Here is a 24,033-nt window from a genome sequence, read left to right as displayed (position 1 = left end):
CAGGCCCGACCGGCGGGCCGGCGAAACTCGTGCCGATAGCGCACCGCTCGCCCCTCCTCGTACGTCGTCATTGCCTGGAACTCTAGCGGATCGGACCGACCCGATTCGCCGCGCTACGCGGGGCTGTGGAAACGCAGTGCCCGTGCCGAGGTGTACAGGCACACCGCCGCCGCGGCGGCCAGGTTGAGGCTCTCGGCCCGTCCGTGGATCGGGATCCGCACCCGCCGGTCCGCCAGCGCGGCCAGCGAGTCGGGCAACCCCCGCGCCTCGTTGCCGAACACCCATGCGGTCGGCCGCGACAACTCCCCGGCGTCGGCCAGGTCGTCGAGGTCGTCCTCGCCGTAGCCGTCAGCCGCCAGCACCTGCAGCCCGGCGTCACGCAGCGAAACGATCGCCTCGGAAGCGGCGACCCCGCGCACCACCGGTGGATGAAACAGACTTCCCGCCGACGAGCGGACACACTTCCCGTTGTACGGATCCACGCTGCCGTCGGTGAACACGACGCCACCCGCGCCGGCCGCGTCCGCGGTGCGCAGCACGGTTCCGGCGTTCCCGGGGTCCTGGATCTCCGCGAGCACGGCCACCAGCGGCCCCGACACCGCCGAGAGCGGCACGTCCAGGAACGAGCACACCGCCACCAGGCCCTGCGGCGACACGGTCTCCGAGAGCCCGGCCATGCCCGCCTCGTCGACCGGAACAACCGGTACCGACGCGCCGGCGACGAGCTGCTCGTAGCGTCGCAACGCTGCGGTTGTACCGAAGACCAACGACGGTGCACCCGGAGCACCCGGCGGGAGCGCCAACGCTTCCCGGACCGCTTGCGGTCCCTCGGCCAGGAACTGGCCGACGTCGTCGCGGCGCGATCGGCGCGTCAGGCGCCGAGCAGCAGCGACCCGAGGAGTCCGACCGCTCGCGAGCGGTGGATCCTCGGGTCGCGTCAAACGATCAGAAGACCTGGTCAGGCTGCGTCCTCACGCGGCGCCGACGTGTCCTCCGGCAGCGCGGCCTTGGCCACCGCGACGATCGCCGCGAACGCAGCGGCGTCGTTGACGGCCAGGTCGGCGAGGACCTTGCGGTCGATCTCGATCTCGGCGAGACGCAGACCCTGGATGAAACGGTTGTAGGTCAGACCCTCGGCCCGAGCCGCAGCGTTGATGCGAGTGATCCAAAGCTGGCGGAAGTCACCCTTGCGCGCCTTGCGGTCGCGGTAGGAGTACGTCGCGGAGTGGAGGAGCTGCTCCTTGGCCTTGCGGTAGAGCCGCGAGCGCTGGCCGCGGTAACCCTTCGCGGCCTCAAGGGTGGTCCGGCGCTTCTTCTGGGCATTGACCGCCCGCTTCACGCGTGCCACGGGTACACCTGTCCTTCTTGCGGTCGTCGTCCGGTCCCCGTTGTCGGGCGGCGACGATCAATGGTCAAGGGAAGTAAAGAGACTCAGATACCGAGCAGGCGCTTGATGCGCTTCGTCTCGGTCGGCGCGAAGTCGGTCGTGCCGTCCAGACGACGCGTGCGGGTGCTGGACTTGTGCTCCAGCAGGTGGCGCCGGTTCGCCTTCTGGCGACGCAGCTTGCCGGTACCGGTCAGCTTCACTCGCTTGGCGGTGCCCTTGTGGGTCTTGTTCTTCGGCATCAGTTTTCCTTGTTCGGTTACCTACTCAGGGCGTACCGGGGCGCGGCGCCCGCTGTCCGGGCGCCGCGCCTCCCGTCACGCGTCAGACGTCCGCTGGGGCGTCCGCCTCCGTGTCTTCCCCGGAGCCACGCTGGCCAACGGTCTTCAAAGCTCGGTGGGGGGCCATCACCATGATCATGTTGCGGCCGTCCTGGCGGGGAGCCGACTCGACGAAGCCGAGCTCGGTCACCTCGTCCGCGAGCCGCTTCAACAGCCGGAAACCCAGCTCGGGGCGGCTCTGCTCACGCCCACGGAACATGATCGTGATCTTGACCTTGTCGCCGGCTTTGAGGAATCGCACGACGTGACCCTTTTTGGTCTCGTAGTCGTGCGGGTCGATCTTCGGCCGGAGCTTCATTTCCTTGATCACGGTGAGGCTCTGGTTACGCCGCGCCTCCCGTGCTTTCTGCGCGCTCTCGTACTTGAACTTTCCGTAGTCCATGAGCTTGCAGACGGGCGGCCGCGCGGTCGGCGCGACCTCGACCAAATCCAAGTCGGTGTCCTGGGCGAGGCGCAGGGCCTCGGCAACCGGAACGATGCCGACCTGCTCTCCTTCAGGACCGACGAGACGCACCTCGCGGGCGCGGATCTGGTCGTTCACACGCAGCTCTACGCTGATGGGACCTCCTCGGACGTACTTCTAGTCATTGACCTGCCTGCCCGAAGCCCCACAACACGTGAAGGCCCCAGCGCATGCTGGGGCCCACTCGACCGGTCCTTTGGCGTGTTTCACCACGTCAAACTGTGACCGGACCCTGCTACCTTGCGGCGGCGAGGGTGGGAGCGGGGCTCCTCTTGGCTGCCACCCGCTGCGCGGACGGCTGGTCGTTCTGCCAGGGTACCAGGCATGAGTTCCGAACACCCAGCCAGCGATGCGCATTCCCTCGAACCGGACATCCGTGACCTCGCGGAGATCCCGTCGGTCGAGGTGATCAGCCGAGCCGCCGTCATGCTGATGAGTGCCGCCGCCGAGCGTCTGGGCCTCGCGTCCGACGACCCGGACTCGTCCCCGCACCGCGACCTCGACGAGGCCCGACGCCTGATCACCGCCCTCGCCGGCCTGATCATGTCATCGGTCGAGTACCTCGGCGCCCATGCCGCGCCGCTGCGCGACGGCCTGTCCAGCCTGCAGCGGGCGTTCCGGGAGTCGTCGGTGATCCCTGACCCGCCGGGGCAGGGTCCGGGCGAGAAGCTGACCGGCCCGGTCTACTGATTCGTTCGCGGCTCACCGCTGGGATTCGCCCAGCGGGGCGCCGCGGGCGGACATGAACGCGATCGGGTTGACCGCGTCGCCGTTCACCCGGGTCTCGAAGTGCAGGTGCGGCCCGGACGAGTTGCCCGACGAGCCGACCTTCCCCAGCGGCTGCCCCGCCTCCACCGATTGGCCGACGACGACCGCCGGCCGTTCGACCATGTGGCAGTAGCGGGTGGTGAGTCCGGTCGTGTGCGCGATCTCCACGTACCAGCCGCACCCCTTGACCGCCGGGCTGCCGTCGACGTCGCAGTTGTCCGTCGAGGCGTTGCACGTCGACGTGACGACGATGCCCGCGCTGGCCGCGTGGATCACGGTGTAGCGCGGCACGATGATGTCCACCCCGGCGTGCCCGGGCCGGTCCGCCGTCCGGAAACCGCTACCGACGTGACCGAGCGCCGGCACCGTCCAGCCCGCGCCGCTCACCTGGCCCGGCGTGGCGCAGCGGATGGGATCGCCCTGGCTCGCGACCACACCGTTCGCGGCGCCCTTGGTGATGCGGTTGACCAGCAGCGTCGCGAACCCCTCCCAGCGGGCATAGGCCTCCGGGAAGGCCGAGATCTGCACGGCCTGGGCCACGTCGGCCAGCCGGCGAGAGTTCCAGCTCGGCGTCCGCAGGAGCTTCTCGTAGAATTTCGCCGACGAGTAAGCCGGGTCGGTGAGCCGCTGAGCCGGTGTGCGGGTGTCGCTCGCATTCGCCGGCGCGTTCCCCCAGCCGCTACTAGGACGCTGCTGGAACAGGCCGACCGAGTCGTGGTCGGTGGCGACCGTGTAATTGTGCAGAAGGCTTTCCTGCAGTGCCGTGGCCAACGCGATCACCCACCCGCGCGGCGGCACTTTCATTTTCTGTCCGACGCCGATGACCGTGGCCGCGTTCTGCAACTGGTCAGCGGCCAACCCGTCGATTTTCACGTTGTCGTCGACGCTGAAGCCCAGCGATCCGCAGCCCTGCTGAGCGTTCTCGGCCGAGTCACGCATGCTCTGTACGACCGAGTTGAAGACCATCGGCGTGAAACCCAGGCAGAGCAGCGCGCTGACGGCCGCGAGCGCAATACCGATGACCACGAATTTGCGTAGCCGCGACTTCTCCGGCGGCGGGGTCTCGTCAGCGTCCGGACGCAGGTCGACAGCCATGCGTCACTTCCCCAGGTCGATCGTCGCGACGCGCCAACCGTCCTCGGTCAGTACGCACAGCGTCGACGCTTTTCCGGCGTCGGTCGGCACGACGACCTGGGCGCTGGTCTCGCTGATGACGGTCGTCGTCGGCTCACCGGTGACCGCGGTGGCGGGATTCGTCGTCGGGTCGGCGTTCTTGAGCTGCGCCGCGAGGTCGGGGAGGGCGTAACGGGCCAGGCCCGCGTACCACTGGCCCTGCGAACGTCCGTCGGTCGGCTGCAGCCAGGCACGCACGAACGCCTCACCGACCCCGGCCGCGGGGGCCGTCGACGCGCTCTTCTCGGCGTAGACGCTGTCGTCGCCCTCGGTGGACGAGACCGTCCGCGACGGCGCGGGCACGGGGGCCGCCTCCGTACCGTCCGCGGTGACCGACCCGAACAACCGCGCCAGCAGGACGACGCCCGCCACGATGACGCCCAGCACGAGCGCGGACAGAATCCGGTAACCCGGCCGGCGTAGGTAGATGCCCGCCGGCAGCCGCGCCATGAACGAACTCCTCTCGCTTACTCAGGTCGACTGCCCGCGGTGGCGTCGGCGCTCTGCCGCGGGGTCGGGCGGGACTCCGGACGGATGTCGGGTTCCACCGTGCGGTAACCGCTGTCAGGCCGGTAGACGACGAACCGCTCCTCGGCTTCGACCGGGACGGACTCGCCGCGGGTGGCCACCGAGTACGAGGGATCGCGGTAATCGAGGCCGGACCCGTTTTCGGGGCGCGCCGGGCCGGCGGGGACACGCATCGGTGGACGCGCGCCGGCGGGGGTGATCTGATCGCCGTCGCTGTCCGTCCGCCCGGTGCCGGAGTACGAACCGGCGCCGGCGTACGAGCCGGTGGTGCCGTTCTCGGGGCGGGCGCTGCGGCCGGCCATGACGACCGGGGATTCGTCGGAGAGGCGGCCGCCGCCGGCGTTGGCGCGGGTGAAGGTGGTGGCCGACTCGGCCTCGGCCGGGCTGTCGGCGACCCGGACGAACGAACGGTCGCGGCTCCAGGACTCCGGGCGGGCGTCGCTGCGTTTGTCGTCGTCTTCGGCGGCTTTGTTGCCGATGAAGACGCCCGCGGCGGCGATACCGGCCGTACGAGCGTCACCGAAGGCCCGGCGTCGAACCGCACCGAGCCCACCGACGAGATCGTGGAACGGATTGCCGCCGGCCAGGCTGGTAAGGCGGCGGAAAGGACGGAGCAGTAACCACATGACGAGGCCGGTGAGGAAGATCAGCAGGATCTGTTGCCAGCCGGCCAGGGAGGCGGTGCTGGTTATCAAATCAAGCGCCAAGAGATAAACGCTTGCACCCACCCCGAAGATCACACAATTGATAATCGCGGCCACAACGGTTCGGAACAGTCCTCGAAGCGGACCGGATGCTGGGCGCATTATCCCGATCGTCGCGATTGCAGGTAGGAAAACGACCGCCAATCGGATTACGAGGAACGCTATAATGATCAGAATTGATGAAATCAAGTCGAACGGCGCCGCGACCGCCGCGGAAATCAGGGCAGTAAAAGCGGCCCCCATCCGATCAGTACCTTGCTTGCCAGTCAAATACTCGTACGCATCCTGGTCCGATTTCTTAATCTCGGCCGCAGTGTCTTTCCATTCCTGGTTTTTGCGTTTAACAATTTCTTCGCGCCGCGTAGGATCCCGGCGGACTTCTTCGGCCTCTTGCCAAGTAAATGCGGACGCCGCGTAAAGTCGCTCACCGTACTTCTTAGCAGTCTGACTATCTGCTGAACCCAGCTCGCCACTTAGCCATTGCCGATAAAGAACAACTTCCGAGACTACCCCGCTTGCTTGTCGCTGAGGCGTCCGATCGTCCACACACCGAGTAGTTCCACAAACTTCGTCCTTATTCGGATGAAGGGCGCTATTGACTGCACCTAGCGATCCGGTCAGAGCACCGTCAGCAACCGACGCTGCCCTCACCGGCCAAGCAGCAATGGCGGTGGTTACTACCATAACCAAAACCGCCCAACCAGCAGTCGTCGCCGCATTGGACATATCACCTCGCCGTGCACTCCAAAGCAGCCAGCCACCGACGATAACGACGGATACAACCCCGAGCGCCGTAAAAAGCCGTTCGTATAGAGCACCGCTTGCGGAGCCGACTAGGTCGTCAGTCCAACCCCACATCTCCTGCGGATCGTACGCATGCTCCCTTACAGAGTTGGTGAGCCCGACAACAAAAGTGGCAACCCCAAGCATCATATTCGCGATTGAGTTGTTAACGAGAGCATCGGGCGCCACAGCACCGTCCGGGCCACACCCGAGGTCGTACGTGTGAAATTGCAAGCCAGCATAGCCATAATCGTCATACCGCGAAGTGGCATGCAATCGCCCATCACCTGGCGTGTCTCCAGGTGCCGTCAAGAAAAACCGGGAAACGCCCGTGTCGGGCATGGCTGGGGTTGGGGGGTCTAGGCAGTCGACCACGCTGCTGCTCGGCAGACACGCCGCTGGATCTGACGGACCGCATGCCGCCTGCGCCGGCCTGACCCCCGGCGATGCGAACAGCGTCGCCACTGCCACCACCAGCACCGTCAGGACCCACGCCACCAACCGGCCCGCCGGCACCACCCGCCGGTTCGGGCCGGAACGCCTCACCACTCCCTCGGGACTACCATCGCCCCTGGGCACCGAAGGTAGGGTCACCGGGCATCACCCTCCTGGCCGGAGTTCCGGCCCACATCGCCGAGCGGATCGGCGGTGGTGTCAAGGTGTTCGAGCAGCCCGGCCACGTAAGCCAGGTCCGCCCGGAATTTCTGGACCCGGCCGTCAACGTCACGCATGACGAATTCCCGGTAGCCGAGCCGTTGGTCGTTCTGAGTATCCGCAACCGACAACTGCGCCAGCGTGTTCTCGTAGCCGATTCCACGCTGTACACCGAGCATCCGAAGGGCCTGAGCCGCGATCTCGGGATCCTCGGCGATACGCCCCACGAACACCGTCGACACTAGATTTTGGACGTCCAGCCCCAAAATGTCCACGGGGTTCTGCGACGCGGCCAGGGCAGCGATGTTCCACTTACGGGAGTCGCGGGCCAGGCGGGTGAAGAGGGCCCGGCCCGAGCCCCAGCCGGCCAGGAAGTGCGTCTCGTCGAGCGCCACGAGTTTCCGGTCGCTCATCGCCCGGCCGTAGGCCCGCCGGGTGGTGAACGCCGTGGCCAGGTGCAGCATCGGCAGCGCCATGCGTTCCTCGAGCTGCCAGAACTCACGGTCGATCGAGAGGTCGGGCAATGCGAGGCCGGCCATCGTGATGATCGTCAGCACCGCCTCGTCCTGACCGTATTGGGCCGTTGACCGCCCGAAGAACAACCGCGAGAGCGGCATGTCCCGGACGTCGCCGAGCGTCTCGGCCAGCTCGGCGCCCTCCTCGCCGAACGTGGCGACGGTGGCGACCAGATCGTCGAGGGTCGCGGACTCCTCCGGCTCCACCTGACGTGCCGCCCGCTGCAGCAGGATGGGCGACGAACGCTCCCGCTGGATCTGCGGCGGCAGCAGCATCATGCAGATGTCGGTGGCCAGCGCCTTCCGCTCCGCGCGGGCCGCGGCGACGGCCGAGTTCCACTCCGCCGTGCCCGACTCGTCCGACGCGAAGTGCTCGCGCCGGGGGGTCGGGATCAAGCCGTACGGCGCCAGCGTGCCCGGCTCGCCCCGGGTCAGGTTGTACACCTTGGAGTACGGCGCCAGCTCCGGCATCGTCGCCAGCCGGGCCAGCGGGCCGGACGGGTCGAGGATCGTGCACTGCACACCGCGTCGGGCCGCCAGGTAGGCGATACCGCCCATCAGCGTCGACTTACCACCGCCGGGCTCGGCGACGAACACCGTCAGACCCGACCGCTCACGCACCTCGGTGGCGTAGTGCGGATCCCACATGACCGGACGGTGCGACGTTCCGCACGTCTCGCCGATGATCGGTCCGCGCCGGTCACCGATCGCTGCCGCGGCCTGCGGGATCGAGGCGGCGAAGTACTTGGCGGGCATGCGACGCAGGTAACCGGTGTTGGCCACCGGCTGGCCCGGGATGAACTCGTCGAGCAGCCGCAGCTGGTCACGCGGGTGGTTCAGGGTGATGCGCATCGAGCGGTAGTGGTCGGTCAGCGCGCGGACCCGCTTGAGGCACTCCTCCTCGGTGCGTCCCGACACCGCGATCCGGTGCCAGCCGTGCACCCGGGCCGCGTCCAGGTCGAGACCCGTCGACATCTCGTCGGAGATGTCCAGTGCGCGCTGCGCGAGCCGCTCGAGCTCGGGCGGAGCGTCCATCTCGTGCTCGTGGTAGTCGCGCTGCTGCGACCGGATCGTCAGCAACTTGTGCTCCAGCGAGCGCAGGGCGTCGCCCTGGCCGAGCACGTCGACGCGGCTGGAGAGCTCCATCGGCCACGGCAACTGCTCGTGGAAGTGCAGCCACGGCTCGTGCCGCTCGGGGATCGACAGCTCCTCCATACGACCGAACGTCAGCACCGCGACGTGTCGCTCGACGTGCTCGTCGCCGATCCGCGAGAGCAGCTTCACCGTGCTTCCGTACGGCGACCGGTAACGCATCGTGTGCTCGGTGAACGCGAGCAGGTCGCCGGTCTCCCAGCCACCGGCCTCGGCCGGCGAGAGCGCGGGCGGCGGGGGCATGCACAGCGCCACCGACCGGTGGATCAGCCACTCCACCTGCTTGGACGTCGCCGGCCGGGCCTGCATGCCGAACGCGCCGAGCACCTCGTCGAACCGTCCGACGAGCTGTTCGAGACGCGCCCGCTCCGCGTTGCCGGAGCCGCGCTTGCGCAGCGCGTTGAGGGTCTCGACCATTTGCTCACGCATGGTCCGGCGCTGGAACACGACACCGAGGTACACCTCGCCCTCGGCGAGGCTGGTGGCGTGCAGCCGGCGCTGACCCGCCTCGAGATGGTCCGACCAGCTCGGCGCGCCCCGGACGTCCGGGACCGGGTGCGGCGTCAGCGCGGCCATCCGGCGCGCCCAGCCCACGGCCGGGTACGGCCGGTTGGTGCGCCGCATGTGCAGCCGGTAGCCGCCCAGCGCCGCGTACTGCGCCGCGATGCCGAGCAGGATCGAGGTCCGCTCCTTGTCGGCCCGGAACGCCCACTGGATGTCCGGGAGGTGGTACCAGGCCGTCACGTCGTTGCGGGTGAAGGTCAGGTGCCCGGCGATCTCACGCAGCTCGAGTTCATGAACCGCCTGCCGGTCCTTCTGCTCCTTCGGCGGGCGGCTCCGCACCCGTCGTGGCTTGCGTTTCTTCTGCCGACGTTCGTCGCGCGCCGTTTTCGCGTCGTCGGACTCGGGGGGATCGATCGCGGGGTAACGCTCGGGCGCGGGCACGTAGAGCGGGGCCGGCGGGCTCGACTGCGGCGGCGCCGAGGTGGGGATGCCGGTCACCGGGCGGCTCGGCATCCGCGCGGGCGGCGCGACCGCGACCGACGCGGGGTGCGTGGGCAAGGTCGAGGGCGGCGCGGCGTTCCGCGGCGCGGCGTTCATCGGGTGCTGTACCGGCCAGGGCGCGGGGCCTGGGCCGTGCTCCAGTCCGTCCGCGCCGACCGGCCCGGAGACCGGGCGTCCGACGGGCCCGGATATGGGGTGGCCGACCGGGCCCGACACGGGGTGTGCGGTGGGGCCGGAGACCGGGCGGCTGACCGGGCCGGAGACCGGGCGGCCCACGGGGCCGGAGACGGGGCGTCCGCCGGGGCCGGACACGGGGGGTTCACCCGAGCCGGGTGCGGGGCGACCGACCGGGCCCGACACCGGGTGTGCGGTGGGGCCGGAGACGGGGTGGTCGGCCGGTCCGGACAGGGGACGTGCGGCCGGGCCGGACACCGGACCGGTGGAGGGGCCGCCCGGGGTGGGGTAACCGCCACCGCGCGGTACGCCGGGGCGGGGCGGGGCGGAGTTCGGTGCGATCTGGCCCCCGGGACGCCCACCGCCCGGGCCGCGCTGACCGGCGACCGGCCGTCCTTGAGATCCCTGGGGTCCTTGAGGTCCCTGAGGTCCGTGGGGTCCCGAAGCCTCAGGTCCTCGCGACCGCGGCCCGGGACCTTGCGACTGCGGCCCACCCTGCGACTGCGGGCCGCCCTGCGACTGCGGGCCGGAACCCTGCGGTAGCGAACCAGGACCCTGTGGCTCCTGGCCCTGCGACTGCGGGCCGCCTTGCGACTGCGGCCCGGACCCCGGGGGGCCCTGCTGTTCACGAGTTGCGTGTCCTTGTGGCCCACCGGTCCGCGAGCCGTGCGGCGCGTTCCCCTCCGCTGGGTTGCCCTGCGGGCCGGTCCCATGGAATGCCTGCGCCTGGGTGGCCGCGTTGTGAGGTCCCGCGCCGTGGGGCGCCTGACCATAGGTCGACTGGCCGTGGGGTGGCTGGCCGTGAGGAGCGTGGCCTTGGGGCGGCTGGCCCTGGGAGCCCTGCCCTGGGTAGTCCGGGCCCGAGCCGTGTCCGGCACCCTGAGGGCCCGATCCCGGTCCAGCACCTTGCGGCGCCGGTCCACGGGAGCCCGGACGCTGGCCGGGGCCACCGGGGCCACCGGGGCCAGCCGATCGGCCGGGGTGGCCCTGTGTCGGGCCGGACTGCGGGAGAACCGGATGAGCACCGGACTGCTGGGCGACACTCGGCGGGACGTTGCCCGGAGGCATTCCGTTCGGCGGCAGCACACGATGCGCCCCGGAATGCTGCCCGACACCAGGCGGAACGTTGCCGGGCCCCACGCCGCCAGGGCCCACGCCGCCAGGGCCTACGTTGCCGGGGCCCACGTTGCCGGAGCTCGAGTTACCAGGACCCATGTGACCGGGACCCCCGCTACCGGGCGGCACATATCCCGAGCCCACATTGCCGGGCGGCACGTTGCCCGGAGGCACATTGCCGGGCGCCACACTGCCGGGGCCCATGTGGCCCGGGGGGATAGTGCCGTGCGAAGGGGCGCCACCGGGTGGAACGGGGCCGGGGGGTGGGCCGTTGGGCGGCACGATCCGGTGTGCACCCGAGGGCTGACCGACACCCGGCGGTACCTGGTTCGGTGGGAGCACGGGGTAGGCGCCGGACGGCTGGTTGATGATCCGGTGCGCACCGGACGGCCCGCTGACCGCACGGGGGTCCACCGGAGGCTGGCCGTAGTTCGGCCGGGCGCCGGGCGGCATGATCCGCGGGGGGAAGGGTCCTGGACGGCTCGGGGGTGCCGACTGCGGCCCGACCGGCCCGCTGCCCTCTGCCGGTCCGGGCTCACCGGGTCCGGTTGGCGCCCCGGCCGAGCGTTGCGCCCCGTACTGCGACGCCTCGGGATCGGCAGGGTCGGCGAGACCACCCTGCTGAGGTCCACCGTGCTGGAACGCGCCCGACTGCACCCCACCCGGTGCGGGCCCGCCCTGACGAGGCGCGCCCTGCTGGGATACGCCCTGCTGGGATACGCCCTGCTGGGAAACGCCCTGCTGGGAAACGCCCTGCTGGGAAACGCCCTGCTGGGAAACGCCCTGCTGGGGCCCACCCGGAGAGGAAACACCCTCCTGAGGCCCACCCGGTTGAGTCGCCCCCGATTGAGGTCCGCCCGCGCGGAAGACGCCTGGATGGGACGCGCCCGCTTCGAATACGCCCGGTTGGGACACTGTGGGGTGGGGCGGGCCGGACTGGGGGGTTCCCGGATGCGAGCCCGGCGGCCGACCACTGAACCGCGGCGGTGCCGCGCCGGAGGAGGACGGACCCCCGGAGGGTGCCTCGGGATACTGACCGGGCACCTCGGGCGCGGAGTGGGCGCCTGACGGGGACGGCGGAGCCGCCGGGGCGACGGCCTGCGCGGAGCTTTCCGCCGGCGCGACCGGCTCCCCCGGCCACGGTTGCACGGGCCCGGCGTAGGGCGCACCCGTTCCGGGCGGGCCGCTGGACGGGATCGGGCGTCCCTGCTGGGGCGGTACCGGTTCCTGCGTGCTCGACGGCTCCGGAGCCGAGGTGGCCGGCGGCACCAGCTGCAGTGCGTCGGAGATCGCCGACTCCAGATCGGCGTCGTACGGATCAGCCGCGGTGGGGCCACCCTTCCGGCCACCCGGCGCGACCGGGCCACCCGACCCCTCGGCCGAGTCCGCCGCTTCCTTACCCGCACCGGGCTCCCCAGCCGAATCCGGCTCCCCGGCCGACGGCTCCACCGAGGAACCGAGCGAAGCAGGCTCGGACGAAGCACGCTCGGACGAAGCAGACCCCGAAGAAGAAGGACCCTCGGAAGACGCCTCCCCGGACGACGAAGCCGAGGACGACCCCGCGGACGCCCCCTCCGAAGACGCCCCCTCCGAAGAAGACACGTCCGAAGACGAACCTGACCGCTGCCTCGCACCGGCCGGTCGGAACACCGGGAAACCGGAGCGGCGCGCTCTCCCCCGACCTGCTCCCGCCGACACGCTCTCCCGCTCCTCGGCGCCGTTTTCCGCGGCCTTCTCGGCCGACTCCTCGGCGCTGCTCTGGGCGCCCCGGGCGGCCGCCGCGTCGGCGTCTCCCCGGGCGTGACGTCCGCTCATCGAATGGTCTCCCGAACGACGATCCTCGACCGGGCCCGGCCGCCGCGTTCGCCGGCGGTGCGGTCCCGGCGCCAGTCGGTCGCGGCGGTGCGCAGCACTGCGCGGACCGGCCGGTCAGGACTGACCTGGCGCAGGATCACTGAGGTCAGGACGATCGACAGGGCGATCTCGATCGCGGGGAAGTAGTCGACTTCCTGGGTCAACAGGTACCGGATGAAGATGATGACGGCGAGTACCACCGCGAACAGTGGATACGCCACATAGGGCAGGTGTACCGGCAGCGTGAAGCCCTTCGGACCCAGGAAGAGCAGTTTCGCGCGGTAGATGTCGTCGTCCGGGCGTAGCCGCATCCGGGTCAGCCCCCGAGAACGAGCTCGGCGAAGCTCTGCCCGAACGCGAAGAGCAGCCCGGCGCCGGCGATGAAGACGATGCCGAGCAGGGCGATGCCGCCCGTGGTCAGCGCCGCCGACCACTGGCCCTTGCCCGACCGGCTCAGGATGATGACGCCCACGACTGCCAGCAGGATCGGCACGATCTTGGACACGATGAAGCCGACGATGCCGTCGGTGTTCAGCGTGGTGCCGCCCGGGTCAGCCGCGGCAAGGATCTCGTCAGGAATCCCTGCGGTCGCCTGGATCACGTGGGTCAGCATTTGTACCTCCCGCATTGGTACGCCGACTCCTCGGCCCTTACACGGCCACGGACACTACTGGGTTCCCGCATCCGTCGATCGGCATGCCGACGTACCACCACCTCTCTGGTGACGCTAAGACACGCTACCGCTACGTCCGGAGAGTTGGTAATAACACCGTTCACCTGTTGAGCCCGGTGAATCACCCCGACCGGCCCTGCGCTGCTCGTCGGTACGGACGATCATCGCCACCATCAGTCACCGGTGTCCGGCGTGCGACCCGTTACCCTGTTTCACACGTGGCCCGGCGACCGTCGGCGGCGTGGAATGCGCAGGATGCGCGGAGGAAACCGGTGGACAGGACGACTCTGGTCGCAGCCGTCGCGCTCGGCTTGGGGTTATTGCTCGCCGGTGGCGGCTCGGTGATCCTCGCCCACGCGCGCGCCGCGGTGCGTGCCGACCGTCCACAACGCGGCTCGATCACTCAGTTCCCGGCCGCGCTCTCGGCCCTGCTGGGGTTCCTGCTCACCAGTGTGTCCGGTGCGGTGCTGTGCTGGCGGCTCGTTCCGGAGCGGGGCGGTACCGCGGTGTGGGCGGCGATCGTCGCGGGCGTGATCCTGTTCGCCCTGGTGGGGGCCGGATTCGCGCGGGTCGCGGACCGCGTCGAGGAGCGGCGGCTGCTGAAGGTGCCGGACGAAGTGCATCGTCCGATCTCACCGCCACCGCGCCGGGCGGCGCTGACGGCCGCCGCGCCCGCGACCGAGGAGCGCGCCCGACCGGCGGCCCTGCCCCGGCCCCGGCCGCCGGCCGAGTCCACGGCCCTCGGGTACGCCACGCCCCTGGTCCCGGTTCCGCCGCGAACCCCTGTACCGGACGCCCCGCCACCGGCCATCGCCGCGCCCGAACCCCCGGCGCCCGACCGGACGGCGCCCGGACCCGACCACGCCGCACCCCACATTCCGGCCCAGCACGACCCAGCACCCGACCCGGCACCCCGGGCACCCGAGAACGCCAGCACCCCGCCCGAGACCACCGCTCCGACCTCGGACGATCCCCGCGTCGGCTACCCCACCGACTTCAGCACCCCGACCGGGACCGCCGGCGACCCGGCACCCACAGTGGAGGCGGCCGAGATGACCAGCGGCGATCCCCGATGGGGAGACCTGGACGCCGGCTGGATGTACCACGACGAATCCGACGACTGGTTCCTCGCGGTCGGCATGGTGGGCGGCTCCTGCACCCTGTTAGGACTGCCGTCGTTCGCCCTGATCGACCCGGACGGACCGGAGGCGCCCGTCGGTGAGCTCACCCGGGCCGGCGCGGCCGAACTCACGGTCCTGCCCGACGACCCGGACACGCCTCTCACTGATGAGAACAGTGTCAACTAGACGTCGACCGGCCCCGTGTGTAATCCGCCCCAAACGTGAGCATGAGTGAATCGAGGGGCGACTACACGCCGCGCTTCGTCATCCGACACAATGAAGCTCGAGAGTCTCTGCGTCACAACTGCGTGTTAGATTCTAACTGTTGGTATATGGGCTGTGACTCTGCGGCAAGCGTGCACGTAGGCGCCAACCCCCGCAACGAGGAGGCGTGGCATGTTGAAGAAGGTCCTCAAATGGGGAGCGATTGCCCTGCTGGTGTTCTTCGTCGTCACTCAGCCCGCGGATGCCGCCGGCGTCGTCCGATCACTCGGTGACGGCTTGGTGAACATTGCTAGCGGCATGAGCGCATTCGTCACCAACGTGGTGTAGCCCAGTACATCCTTCGCACACGTCAACGCCGCTCGGGCCAGGAAGCCGGGCGGCGTTGGTCGCGGCATGTCAGGCCGGCGGGGGCTCCTTGCCCTCCCAGGCCGCGGCGTGCAGCCGGCGCAGGCCGCGCACCGCGTCGACCGCGCGGTGTTTGTCGGCGGCCTGAACCGCGAGCACCGAGACGAGTTCGTCGTTGAGGAGCTCCAGTGCCGCCCACGGGGAGTGGCGGTCGAACCGCACCCCCCGCACGAGCGTCCACGGCACGGTGACGCCCCCGACGACGTTGCGCACGGTGACCTGCTCGGCGTCCGCGACGATCCGGGGGCGGGTCAGCGAGAGCACTCCCCCGGCCAGCAGCACGCCGAGGAAGACCATTCCGATCTGGTCGCCGAGGCCGAACGGGGGCCCGACCTCCGGGTCCACCGTCGTCGTCGGCCGCCCCAGCAGCACGGCGACGACGCTGAAGATCACGATCACCGCGATCGCGAGGATCCAGCACACGATCGTCAGCCGGTGCGGCCGCGACCGGACGACGTCGGCCTCCGGACTGGTCACGGTCACAGCCGGCAGGCGTGGATCGACGTGACGATGATGGCCCGCGCACCGAGGTCGTAGAGCGTGTCCATGATCCGATTGGTCTCGTCGCGCGGCACCATCGCTTGGACGGCCACCCACCCGTCCTTGTGCAGCGGCGAGATCGTCGGGCCCTCGATGCCCGGCGTGAGCGACACCGCGTCGTCCAGCCGGGCCAGCTCGACGTCGTACGCGAGCATGACGTACCGGCGGGCGACCAGGACGCCGTTGAGGCGGCGGGTGAGCTGGTCGATGCGGTGGTCGGCGCCGGTCTCGGCCCGGCCCTTGCCGCGGATCACCACGGCCTCGGACCGCAGGATCGGCTCGGCGACGATCTCCAGCCCCTGCTGGCGGAGCGTCGCTCCGGTCTCGACCACGTCGGCGATGACGTCGGCGACGCCCAGGCGGATCGCGGTCTCGACCGCACCGTCCAGACGGATGACCTCCGCGGTGATGCCGTGCTCGGCCAGGTGGGCGCGCACCAGGCCGGGGTAGGACGTCGCGATCCGGCGACCGGCCAGGTCGGTGACCGACTCGACCGTCCCGGGGCGGGCCGCGAACCGGAACGTGGACCGGCCGAACCCGAGCGCGAGCATCTCGACGGCGTCGGCGCCCGAGTCGAGCAGCAGGTCACGGCCGGTGACGCCGAGGTCGAGGTCGCCCGAGCCCACGTACACCGCGATGTCGCGGGGGCGCAGGTAGAAGAACTCGACCTCGTTCTCGGTGTCGGTGAGTACCAGTTCCTTGGGGTCGCGACGCTGGCTGTAGCCGGCCTCGACGAGCATCTGGGTGGACCGCTCGGAGAGCGATCCCTTGTTGGGGACGGCGATGCGCAGCATGCCGGGTTCCTCCAGTGCGGGGGTGAACTACAGGTGGGCGTAGACGTCCTCGAGGCTCAGACCGCGAGCCAGCATGAGGACCTGCAGGTGGTAGAGCAGCTGGGAGATCTCCTCCGCGGTCCGCTCCGAGGACTCGTGCTCGGCGGCCATCCAGACCTCGGCCGCTTCCTCGACGACCTTCTTGCCCACGGTATGGACGCCGGCCCGCACCGCCTCCACCGTGCCGGAACCCTCGGTTCCGGCGGCCACCTTGGCCGACAGCTCGGCGAACAGCGCATCGAACGTTTTCACGCCCGCAGTCTTTCACGAGCCAGGACGCCGCCCGGGCGCCGATCTCCACCGGTGCCCGGGCGACCCGCCCTAGCTCACACCGAAGCCCACCTGCGGCACCGGCGCCCGGCGCAGATCGCGAAGCGTCAGCGCCGCGTCGAGAGCGGCGATCGTGGCCTCGCGGCCCTTGTCCTCGGCGCTGTCCTCGAAGCCGGCCCGGTCGCGGGCCTGCGCCTCGGTGTCACAGGTCAGCACGCCGTTGCCGACCGGCGTCGCGGAGTCCAGCGCCACCCGGGTGAGGCCGGCCGTGACCGCGTCGCAGACGTACTCGAAGTGCGGTGTGCCACCGCGGACGACGACGCCGAGCGCCACGACCGCGTCGCACCGTTGCGCCAGCTCCTGCGCCACCACCGGCAGCTCCACCGCGCCGGCGACGCGCGCGGTGAGCACGTCGGTGACGCCGCTCAGCGCGGCCGTGGCCAGCGCACGGTCGAGCAGCCGGTCGGTGATCTCCGCGTGCCAGCGGGTGGCCACCACGCCCAGGCGGACACCGCCGGCGTCGATCGGCCCGAGGTCCGCGAGCCCTCCGCCGCTCATGCCGGCGCTCCCAGCGACGCCTGGTCCAGCACGGCCGACGCGACCGCGATCTCGTCGGGCAGGCCGACGATCTCGTGCCCCATCCGGTCCCGTTTGGTGGTGAGGTAGCGGACGTTCTCCGGGTGGGCGTGGGTGGGCAGCCCCACCCGGCCGGCCACGGGCAGGCCGTAGCGTTCCAAGCTCGCCTGCTTGGCCGGGTTGTTGGTCAGCAGCCGCACCGAGCGAACGCCCAGGTCGAGCAGGATCTGCGCGCCGATCGCGTAGTCCCGCGCGTCCACCGGCAACCCCAGCTCGAGGTTGGCGTCGACCGTGTCCGCGCCGCTGTCCTGCAGCTGGTACGCGTGGAGCTTCGAGAGCAGGCCGATACCCCGCCCCTCGTGCCCACGCAGGTAGACGACCACCCCACGCCCCTCGGCGGCGACCGCGGCCAGCGCCGTCTCCAGCTGCGGACCGCAGTCGCAGCGCAGGCTGCCGAACACGTCCCCGGTCAGGCACTCGGAGTGGACGCGCACCAGCACGTCGTCGCCGCCGGAGACCTCGCCGAGCACGAACGCGACGTGGTCGGTGTCGTCGACCGTGCTGCGGTAGCCGACGGCACGGAACGCGCCGTGGCGGGTGGGCAACCGGGCGTCGACCTCCCGGGAGATCTGACGTTCGGTGCGCCGCCGGTACGCGATCAGGTCGGCGATCGTGATCAGCGTCAGGTCGTGCGCGCGCGAGAACTCGATCAGCTCGGGCAGCCGGGCCATCGTCCCGTCGTCGTTGACGACCTCGCTGACCGCGCCGGCCGGGTACCGGCCGGCCATCCGGGCGAGGTCGATGGCGGCCTCGGTGTGGCCGGGCCGGGCGAGCACACCACCGTCCACCGCACGCAGCGGGAACACGTGGCCGGGGCGGGTGAAGTCGTCAGCGGTCGCGGCCGGGTCGCCGAGCAGGCGGATCGTCAGCGCGCGCTCGGCCGCCGAGATCCCGGTCGTGGTCTTGTCCCGCGCGTCCACCGAGACGGTGTACGCGGTGCCCTTGCTGTCCTGATTGGTGTGGTGCATCGGGGGCAGGCCCAGCCGGTCGGCGTCGGCCCCGGTGACCGGCGCGCACACCACCCCGGAGGAGTACCGGATCGTGAACGCGAGCAGGTCCGCGGTCGCCGCCGACGCGGCGAACACCAGGTCGCCCTCGTTCTCGCGGTCCTCGTCGTCGACGACCACGACGGCCTTGCCGGCCGCGATGTCGGCGATCGCCTGCTCGATGCTTCCGAACGTCATGACTGCTCCTTCGGTCCGGGCAAGAGCTTCTCCACGTACTTCGCGACGACGTCGACCTCGAGGTTGACGCGCGAGCCGGGCTCCCGGCCGCCGAGCGTGGTCGCCGAGAGCGTCGTCGGGATCAGGCTCACCTCGAACCAGTCGTCGGCGACGGCGGTGACGGTGAGCGAGACACCGTCGACGGCGATCGAGCCTTTCTCGACGACGTACCGGCCCAGTTCGGGGGGCAGGCCGATCCGCACGACCTCCCAGTGGGTGTCCGGTCGCCGTTCGAGCACCGTGCCGACGCCGTCGACGTGGCCCTGCACGAGATGCCCGCCGAGCCGGGTGCTGAGCGTCGCGGCCCGTTCGAGGTTGACCGGGTCGCCGGGGACGAGGCCACCGAGGGCCGAGCGGGTGAGCGTCTCGGCCATGACGTCGGCGGTGAATTCGTCGCCGGTGTTCTCCACGACCGTCAGGCAGACGCCGTTGACCGCGATCGAGTCGCCGTAGGTGGCGTCCACGGCGACGCGTGGACCTTTCAGCCGGAGCCGGGCCGCCCGGTCGAGTTCCTCGACCGCGGCCAGCGTGCCGAGTTCTTCCACGATGCCGGTGAACATGTGCGCCGTGCGCCTCCTCGCCTCGAGCAGGCTCCGGAGCGCGGACATGGGCGTGCACGGGCGCGACGGCGTCACCCGCGGACGGGCACGCCGGCCAGCCCGCGCGCTTCCTCCCATCCGGACTTTAACCGTCGGTCCCGGAGTTCCACCGGGTCAACCGCTCGCCCCGAAGGGCTTGCGGGTCGCGGACTGTAACCGCCGGTTCGGAATTTCACCGACCCCGGAGCGCGCGTACTGCGTTGTTGTGGTCTGTTGCTCTGACTCTGTCTTACGTCGTCCGACGGGAGATCGCCACCGATGTCGCCGAAATCCCACCGTTACGCGCCAGTCTGACACGGTTGGCGACCGCCGATCGGCCCGGTGCGACCTTGATCACGCCCGGACGGCTACGGGGTGTCGGGGTCGGGCAGCGGCTGGAGGGCGGCCTGATGGCGGGCGGCGGGGCCGCGACCGGGCTCCGGGTCACGGCGCCGGTCGATCGCCACCATCGACCCCTCGGTGCGCTTGGCCACCGACTTCATCTCGCTGGCGGCGGCCACCACCGCACGGTGGTCGTCGAACTGGCGCTGGGTCGAGACCGTGACGCCGATCGAGAGCGTCAGCAGCCCGTGGCGGCGTAACCGGCCCTGCCGGTCGGCCACCTCGAAGTAACCCCGGGCCAGGTCGGCCGGGTCGTACAGCACGCGGCTGGCCTGGTCGAACAGCGTGATCGCCCGGTCGGTGATCGGGCGCACCTGCTCCGGCGTGCACACCACGAGGAAGTCGTCGCCGCCGATGTGACCGAGGAACGGCGGCGAACCGGCCACCCCGATCGTCGACGAGTGGAGCGCGCCGGCGGCGGCGGTGAGCATCTGGTCACCCCGGTAGAACCCGTAGACGTCGTTGACGGTCTTGAAGTTGTCGAGGTCGACGTAGCAGACCGCGTACTCCCAGCCGTGGTCCTGCCGGGCCACGATGCGCTCGGAGATGGCCTCGAGGATGCGTGTGTTCCCCGGCAGACCGGTCAGCGGCGAGACGTCACGCATCTCCCGGTTGCGGCGCAGCGTCGACTTCACCCGGGCGACGAGCTCGGTGACGTCGAACGGTTTGACGATGTAGTCGTCGGCGCCGGCGGTGAGGCCCTGGATGCGGTCGGCCGACAGGTCCTTGGCCGTGAGCATGATGATCGGGAGCGCGGCGGTGAGCGGGGACGCCCGTAACTGGCGGCACAACTCGAAGCCGTCGACGCGCGGCATCATCACGTCGAGCAGCACGAGGTCGGGCCGGTGGCGCTCGATCGCGGCCAGCGCACCGCGGGCGTCGTGGGCCGTGACCACATCGAACCGCTCGAAGCGCAGGTTCATCGCCACCAGCGCCGCGACGTCGGTGTCGTCGTCGACGACGAGGATCACCCCGTCGGAACCGCGAGCGACGCTCCCGCCGGAGACGTCGGCCGCGTGCCCGGTCACGGCGTGGCCACCGGCTCGGGGCGGGTCACCGGCGGGCCGCCAGTTCGCGGAGGGCGGCGACCGCCTTCGCGGGGTCGTCGGCGTTGTACACGGCGGAGCCGGCGACGAACGTGTCGGCCCCGGCCTCGGCCGCGGCGTGGATCGTGTCGGCGTTGATGCCGCCGTCGACCTCGATACGCAACTCGAGATGCCCGGACTCGACCCGCCTGCGGGCCTCGGTGACCTTCGGCAGGACCTCGGCCATGAACTCCTGGCCCCCGAAACCGGGTTCGACGGTCATCACGAGCAGCGTGTCGAAGTCCCTGAGGATCTCGAGGTAGGGCTCGAGGGGCGTGCCGGGCTTGAGCGCCAGCCCGGCCTTGGCGCCCGCCTTGCGCAGGTCACGCCCGACCGCCGCCGGGTCGTCCGTCGCCTCGGCGTGGAACGTGACGTTGTGCGCACCCGCCTCGGCGTAACCCGGCGCCCAGCGCGCCGGGTCCTCGATCATCAGGTGACAGTCGAGCGGGATCTCGGTGGCGGCCCTGATGCTCTTCACGACCGGCAGGCCGAGCGTGAGGTTCGGGACGAAGTGGTTGTCCATGACGTCGACGTGCAACCAGTCCGCGCCCGGCGTGCCGGGGCGCCCGGCCACCGAGGCGGCCGCCTCCGCGAGGCGGGCGAAGTCGGCGGACAGGATGCTCGGTGCGACGAAAAGTTCCACGTCCGAAAGCTTAGTCGTGGCCTCCGACCGGCTTGCGCAGCAGCGACAGGAACATCGCGTCGGTGCCGTGGCGGTGCGGCCAGAGCTGCAGGGCGGCCGCGCGGGACGCGCTCACCCGCTCCGGCGTCGGGTTGAGGTCCGCGGCGGCCGCGGCTTCCGGCACTCCGCGGACGTCGACGGGCTCGGCGCCGGTGCGACGGCAGACGTCGGCCACCAGCACGCGGGTCTCGGCCAGGTGCGGTGAGCAGGTGACGTACGCGACCAGGCCACCCGGGCGGGCCGCCCGGAGCGCGGCGGTGAGCAGCTCGCGCTGGAGTTTGGCCAGGGCCGGCACATCGCCCGGCTCCTTGCGCCAGCGCGCCTCGGGGCGGCGGCGCAGGGCTCCGAGGCCCGTGCACGGAGCGTCGACGAGCACCCGGTCGAAGCCGCCCTCGGGCAGGTCGGGGTGGGTGCCGACGTCGCGGCCGTCGGCGGTGAGGACGGTCGCGGGCAGGCCGGCCACGGCTTGCTGGACGAGCACGGCGCGGTGCTCGATCACCTCGACCGCGGTGAGGTGCGCGCCCCGGTCGACGCCGATCGCGGCCAGCAGGCCCGCCTTGCCGCCGGGACCGGCGCAGAGGTCGAGCCACCGGGCGTCGGGGCCCTCGAGGGGTGCGGCGGCGAGGGTCCAGGCGCAGAGCTGGCTGCCCTCGTCCTGGACGTGCGCGCGACCGTCGGCGATGGCCGGGATGTTGCCGGGGGCGCCTTCGGGGAGCCTGACGGCGACCGGTGACCACCGGCCCAGGAGCGAGCCGGGGTCGTCGGCGGACGGTGCGGCCTGCTTCTCGGCCACGGCCGCGATCTCGGGGACCGGGGCTTGCTCCACCGGGGCTTGCTCGGCTGAGGGCTGCTCGGGCGCGAGCTGCTCTGGGGTCGGCTGCTCGGACGGGGCCTCCTCGGTCGCCGGCGGGCGCTGGGAGGCGGCGTCGGTGGCTTCGGTCCGGGTCGAATCGGTGGCTTCGGCCGTCGCGGTCGCGACCTCTGGGACCGAGGCTTCAGCCGCCGCGGTGACGACCTCCGGGACCGAGGCTTCGGCCGCCGCGGTGACGGCCTCCGGCGAGGCGGTGGGCTCCAGGTGCGGGGCGGCCGCGGCCGGACGGGCCGGGGATTCAGGTGTAGCTGGGCGGGCCGGTGATTCGGGTGTGGCCGGGCGGGTCCAGCGGGTCAGCTCGGTCTGGATCTCGGTGGCCAGTTCGAGCGGGTCGATGCGACCGGGCCGGGCGGCCAGGTCGACACCGGGACGCTCGTTGTCGGCGGCGAGCGCCTTCGCGGTTTCGCTGTCGGGTTCGCCCAGGCGGGCGACGTCCTCGCCGAGCGCGTCGGCGAACGCTCGTACCACCCACTCCGGGTGGCTGTAGCGGATCGCGAGGTGCGCGATCGGGTCGTCGCCGAGCGGCGGGACGACCTCGGTGAGCCAGTCGGCGAGGTCCCGTTCGGCGACCCGGCGCAGCACCGCGTTCACGAAGCGGGCCGGACCGTCGGTGAGCGCGACCCGCGCCACCTCGACCGTGCCGGCGACCGCCGCGTGATCGGGTACGCGCGTGAAGAGCAACTGGTAGGCGCCGAGCCGGAGCGCCTGGAGCACCCGCAGGTCGACCTTGTCGATCGGACGGCTGCTCCCCGCGGCGAGGATCGCGTCGAGCGTGCCCCGGTGGCGCAGGGTGCCGTAGGTCAGCTCGGTGACGAAGGCCGCGTCGCGCCCGGTGATGCGGCGTTCGACCAGCATCGGCGGCAGGGTGAGGTTCGCGTAGGCGTCGCGGGCCGAGACGGCGACGAGCACGTCGAAGGCCGCGCGGCGGGCCGGGTCGGGGGTGGCTTTCTGGTACGAACCCCAGGCGCGCTTCTCGCCCTCGTGCCCCGCGGCGTTACGCGGCCGTTCGCCGCCCGAGCGCCCACGGTCCGGGCGGGGTCCCGCCGCCCGATCGCCCCGGTCCGGACGCGGCCCCCGTGGCCCGGAGGCCCGCTCGCCACCCGTCCGGTCGTCCCGAGCCCACCGCGACCCCCGATCGTCACGCGACCCACCCGTGGGGCGATCGCCGCGATCCGGACGAGGCCCACGCCCTCCGGCAGGCCGATCGTCACGCGAGCCCCCGCTCGGACGATCACCGCGGTACGGCCGTTCGTCACGCGAGCCCCCGCTCGGACGATCACCACGGAACGGGCGCTCATCACGCGAACCACCCGCCGCACGATCACCACGGAACGGGCGGTCGTTCGAGCCGCCGCGGTCCGGGCGGCCACGGTCACCACTGTCCGGGCGGCCACGGCCATTGCTCTCCGGCCGGCCACGGTCGCCGCTCTCCGGGCGAGCGCGATCCGAGCGGCCGAAGCCGCGATCGGAGCCACGGGCGCCGTCGGGGCGACCACCGGATGCGGGGCGATCCCGATCCGGACGACCGGAGCCCCGCCCCTCCGAAGACCCACGATCCCGATCCGGACGACCGGAGCCTCCGGAGCGGTTGTCGCCCCCACGGGCGCGGTTCCCGTTGTCGAACCGGCCGCCGCCCGTCGGACGACCTCGATCGCCACCCGCCCCGTCGGGCCTGCCGCCCTCACGCTGGGTACGAGGCCGATGCGCACCCCGGTCACCGCGGGAACGATCCTCACCGCGGGAACGATCCGCGCCGCCCTCGCCCCGGGAACCCCGGTCGGAACTCGGCCGACCCGTCGCGCGGGAAGCGTCGGGATCGCCGTCGGAACGGCCTCCCTGGAATCGGCCCTGGCCCTCGGTCACCGCTGCACCTTC

The 24,033-nt window shown here is 71.2% G+C and carries 22 protein-coding genes and 1 riboswitch; of the genes, 3 read left to right on the top strand and 19 right to left on the bottom strand.

Annotation, left to right across the window (positions count from 1 at the left end; genetic code table 11):
- Window positions 1-113 precede the first annotated feature (113 nt).
- The 4 genes from CRYAR_RS12170 to infC all read right to left on the bottom strand — a co-directional run bounded on the left by CRYAR_RS12170 (window position 114) and on the right by infC (window position 2,266).
- The gene (locus tag CRYAR_RS12170; protein WP_051570069.1) at window positions 114-962 is read right to left on the bottom strand and encodes a TrmH family RNA methyltransferase; all 849 of its coding nucleotides are present in this window, start codon (window positions 960-962) and stop codon (window positions 114-116) included.
- Complete coding sequence (gene rplT, locus CRYAR_RS12165; RefSeq protein ID WP_035850667.1) at window positions 959-1,348, bottom strand: 50S ribosomal protein L20; 390 nt, start codon at window positions 1,346-1,348, stop codon at window positions 959-961. The genes CRYAR_RS12170 and rplT overlap by 4 nt, the downstream gene beginning before the upstream one ends.
- Window positions 1,349-1,431: 83 nt before the next feature.
- Window positions 1,432-1,626, bottom strand: a complete 195-nt coding sequence (rpmI, locus tag CRYAR_RS12160; RefSeq protein WP_035850665.1) for a 50S ribosomal protein L35 — start codon at window positions 1,624-1,626, stop codon at window positions 1,432-1,434.
- Between the two features lie 82 nt (window positions 1,627-1,708).
- The gene (gene infC, locus CRYAR_RS12155; protein ID WP_051570068.1) at window positions 1,709-2,266 is read right to left on the bottom strand and encodes a translation initiation factor IF-3; all 558 of its coding nucleotides are present in this window, start codon (window positions 2,264-2,266) and stop codon (window positions 1,709-1,711) included.
- Between the two features lie 246 nt (window positions 2,267-2,512).
- On the opposite strand from infC, the gene CRYAR_RS12150 reads away from it, so the two are divergent.
- The gene (locus CRYAR_RS12150) at window positions 2,513-2,878 is read left to right on the top strand and encodes a DUF1844 domain-containing protein (RefSeq protein WP_035850663.1); all 366 of its coding nucleotides are present in this window, start codon (window positions 2,513-2,515) and stop codon (window positions 2,876-2,878) included.
- 12 nt (window positions 2,879-2,890) lie between these two features.
- On the opposite strand, the gene CRYAR_RS12145 is transcribed toward CRYAR_RS12150, so the two are convergent.
- From CRYAR_RS12145 to CRYAR_RS12120, 6 genes are all read right to left on the bottom strand, one after another.
- Window positions 2,891-4,051 carry a M23 family metallopeptidase gene (locus CRYAR_RS12145; RefSeq protein WP_051570067.1) on the bottom strand — a complete coding sequence of 387 codons (1,161 nt, stop codon included), beginning with the start codon at window positions 4,049-4,051 and terminating at the stop codon, window positions 2,891-2,893.
- 3 nt (window positions 4,052-4,054) lie between these two features.
- Entirely contained in the window at window positions 4,055-4,579 is a 525-nt protein-coding gene (locus CRYAR_RS42985) for a hypothetical protein (RefSeq protein WP_051570066.1), read from the bottom strand.
- A 17-nt stretch (window positions 4,580-4,596) separates the two neighbouring features.
- Window positions 4,597-5,907: a death domain-containing protein gene (locus CRYAR_RS46965; RefSeq protein WP_157017604.1), complete on the bottom strand. Its 1,311-nt coding sequence runs from the start codon at window positions 5,905-5,907 to the stop codon at window positions 4,597-4,599.
- An 827-nt stretch (window positions 5,908-6,734) separates the two neighbouring features.
- Window positions 6,735-9,566, bottom strand: coding sequence for an ATP-binding protein (locus CRYAR_RS12130; protein ID WP_051570064.1), 2,832 nt, complete (start codon window positions 9,564-9,566; stop codon window positions 6,735-6,737).
- A 3,005-nt stretch (window positions 9,567-12,571) separates the two neighbouring features.
- A complete protein-coding gene (locus CRYAR_RS12125; RefSeq protein WP_035850660.1) occupies window positions 12,572-12,925 on the bottom strand; it encodes a hypothetical protein in 354 nt (117 codons plus the stop codon).
- Window positions 12,926-12,930: 5 nt separating this feature from the next.
- Entirely contained in the window at window positions 12,931-13,227 is a 297-nt protein-coding gene (locus tag CRYAR_RS12120) for a hypothetical protein (protein ID WP_051570063.1), read from the bottom strand.
- A 332-nt stretch (window positions 13,228-13,559) separates the two neighbouring features.
- Between CRYAR_RS12120 and CRYAR_RS46960 the strand changes: the two genes are divergently transcribed.
- Both CRYAR_RS46960 and CRYAR_RS47995 read left to right on the top strand, forming a co-directional pair.
- Window positions 13,560-14,594: a hypothetical protein gene (locus CRYAR_RS46960; protein ID WP_157017602.1), complete on the top strand. Its 1,035-nt coding sequence runs from the start codon at window positions 13,560-13,562 to the stop codon at window positions 14,592-14,594.
- Between the two features lie 210 nt (window positions 14,595-14,804).
- Window positions 14,805-14,960: a hypothetical protein gene (locus CRYAR_RS47995; protein ID WP_169745020.1), complete on the top strand. Its 156-nt coding sequence runs from the start codon at window positions 14,805-14,807 to the stop codon at window positions 14,958-14,960.
- Between the two features lie 69 nt (window positions 14,961-15,029).
- Here CRYAR_RS47995 and CRYAR_RS12110 read toward each other — a convergent pair whose 3' ends face one another.
- From CRYAR_RS12110 to CRYAR_RS48565, 9 genes are all read right to left on the bottom strand, one after another.
- The gene (locus CRYAR_RS12110; RefSeq protein ID WP_035861933.1) at window positions 15,030-15,515 is read right to left on the bottom strand and encodes a PH domain-containing protein; all 486 of its coding nucleotides are present in this window, start codon (window positions 15,513-15,515) and stop codon (window positions 15,030-15,032) included.
- A 2-nt stretch (window positions 15,516-15,517) separates the two neighbouring features.
- Window positions 15,518-16,372, bottom strand: coding sequence for an ATP phosphoribosyltransferase (gene hisG, locus CRYAR_RS12105; RefSeq protein WP_035850655.1), 855 nt, complete (start codon window positions 16,370-16,372; stop codon window positions 15,518-15,520).
- 27 nt (window positions 16,373-16,399) lie between these two features.
- Window positions 16,400-16,663, bottom strand: a complete 264-nt coding sequence (locus CRYAR_RS12100; RefSeq protein ID WP_035850653.1) for a phosphoribosyl-ATP diphosphatase — start codon at window positions 16,661-16,663, stop codon at window positions 16,400-16,402.
- 69 nt (window positions 16,664-16,732) lie between these two features.
- Window positions 16,733-17,239 carry a 6,7-dimethyl-8-ribityllumazine synthase gene (gene ribH, locus CRYAR_RS12095; protein ID WP_035850650.1) on the bottom strand — a complete coding sequence of 169 codons (507 nt, stop codon included), beginning with the start codon at window positions 17,237-17,239 and terminating at the stop codon, window positions 16,733-16,735.
- Window positions 17,236-18,501: a bifunctional 3,4-dihydroxy-2-butanone-4-phosphate synthase/GTP cyclohydrolase II gene (locus CRYAR_RS12090; protein ID WP_035850647.1), complete on the bottom strand. Its 1,266-nt coding sequence runs from the start codon at window positions 18,499-18,501 to the stop codon at window positions 17,236-17,238. Before CRYAR_RS12090 ends, ribH begins: the two co-directional genes overlap by 4 nt.
- Window positions 18,498-19,100 (bottom strand): riboflavin synthase, encoded by a 603-nt coding sequence (locus CRYAR_RS12085; RefSeq protein ID WP_035850645.1) that lies wholly within the window; start codon window positions 19,098-19,100, stop codon window positions 18,498-18,500. Before CRYAR_RS12085 ends, CRYAR_RS12090 begins: the two co-directional genes overlap by 4 nt.
- 99 nt (window positions 19,101-19,199) lie before the next feature.
- Window positions 19,200-19,333: riboswitch (FMN riboswitch) on the bottom strand.
- Window positions 19,334-19,486: 153 nt separating this feature from the next.
- Window positions 19,487-20,548, bottom strand: a complete 1,062-nt coding sequence (locus tag CRYAR_RS12080; protein ID WP_063725703.1) for a response regulator — start codon at window positions 20,546-20,548, stop codon at window positions 19,487-19,489.
- A 25-nt stretch (window positions 20,549-20,573) separates the two neighbouring features.
- Complete coding sequence (rpe, locus tag CRYAR_RS12075; protein WP_035850643.1) at window positions 20,574-21,248, bottom strand: ribulose-phosphate 3-epimerase; 675 nt, start codon at window positions 21,246-21,248, stop codon at window positions 20,574-20,576.
- Between the two features lie 10 nt (window positions 21,249-21,258).
- Complete coding sequence (locus CRYAR_RS48565) at window positions 21,259-24,021, bottom strand: transcription antitermination factor NusB (protein WP_281174569.1); 2,763 nt, start codon at window positions 24,019-24,021, stop codon at window positions 21,259-21,261.
- Window positions 24,022-24,033 lie beyond the last annotated feature (12 nt).

It is taken from the genome of Cryptosporangium arvum DSM 44712, from assembly GCF_000585375.1.
GTDB classification, from domain to species: domain Bacteria; phylum Actinomycetota; class Actinomycetes; order Mycobacteriales; family Cryptosporangiaceae; genus Cryptosporangium; species Cryptosporangium arvum.
This window is presented reverse-complemented; position numbering and strand designations above follow the sequence as displayed.

What these genes read in the sequence shown, in the direction of transcription:
- rpmI (WP_035850665.1), bottom strand. Translation starts at nt 1,626, where the DNA reads ATGCCGAAGAACAAGACCCACAAGGGCACCGCCAAGCGAGTGAAGCTG.
- CRYAR_RS12150 (WP_035850663.1), top strand. Translation starts at nt 2,513, where the DNA reads ATGAGTTCCGAACACCCAGCCAGCGATGCGCATTCCCTCGAACCGGAC.
- CRYAR_RS12145 (WP_051570067.1), bottom strand. Translation starts at nt 4,051, where the DNA reads ATGGCTGTCGACCTGCGTCCGGACGCTGACGAGACCCCGCCGCCGGAG.
- CRYAR_RS42985 (WP_051570066.1), bottom strand. Translation starts at nt 4,579, where the DNA reads ATGGCGCGGCTGCCGGCGGGCATCTACCTACGCCGGCCGGGTTACCGG.
- CRYAR_RS12130 (WP_051570064.1), bottom strand. Translation starts at nt 9,566, where the DNA reads ATGAACGCCGCGCCGCGGAACGCCGCGCCGCCCTCGACCTTGCCCACG.
- CRYAR_RS12125 (WP_035850660.1), bottom strand. Translation starts at nt 12,925, where the DNA reads ATGCGGCTACGCCCGGACGACGACATCTACCGCGCGAAACTGCTCTTC.
- CRYAR_RS12120 (WP_051570063.1), bottom strand. Translation starts at nt 13,227, where the DNA reads ATGCTGACCCACGTGATCCAGGCGACCGCAGGGATTCCTGACGAGATC.
- CRYAR_RS47995 (WP_169745020.1), top strand. Translation starts at nt 14,805, where the DNA reads ATGTTGAAGAAGGTCCTCAAATGGGGAGCGATTGCCCTGCTGGTGTTC.
- hisG (WP_035850655.1), bottom strand. Translation starts at nt 16,372, where the DNA reads ATGCTGCGCATCGCCGTCCCCAACAAGGGATCGCTCTCCGAGCGGTCC.
- ribH (WP_035850650.1), bottom strand. Translation starts at nt 17,239, where the DNA reads ATGAGCGGCGGAGGGCTCGCGGACCTCGGGCCGATCGACGCCGGCGGT.
- CRYAR_RS12090 (WP_035850647.1), bottom strand. Translation starts at nt 18,501, where the DNA reads ATGACGTTCGGAAGCATCGAGCAGGCGATCGCCGACATCGCGGCCGGC.
- CRYAR_RS12085 (WP_035850645.1), bottom strand. Translation starts at nt 19,100, where the DNA reads ATGTTCACCGGCATCGTGGAAGAACTCGGCACGCTGGCCGCGGTCGAG.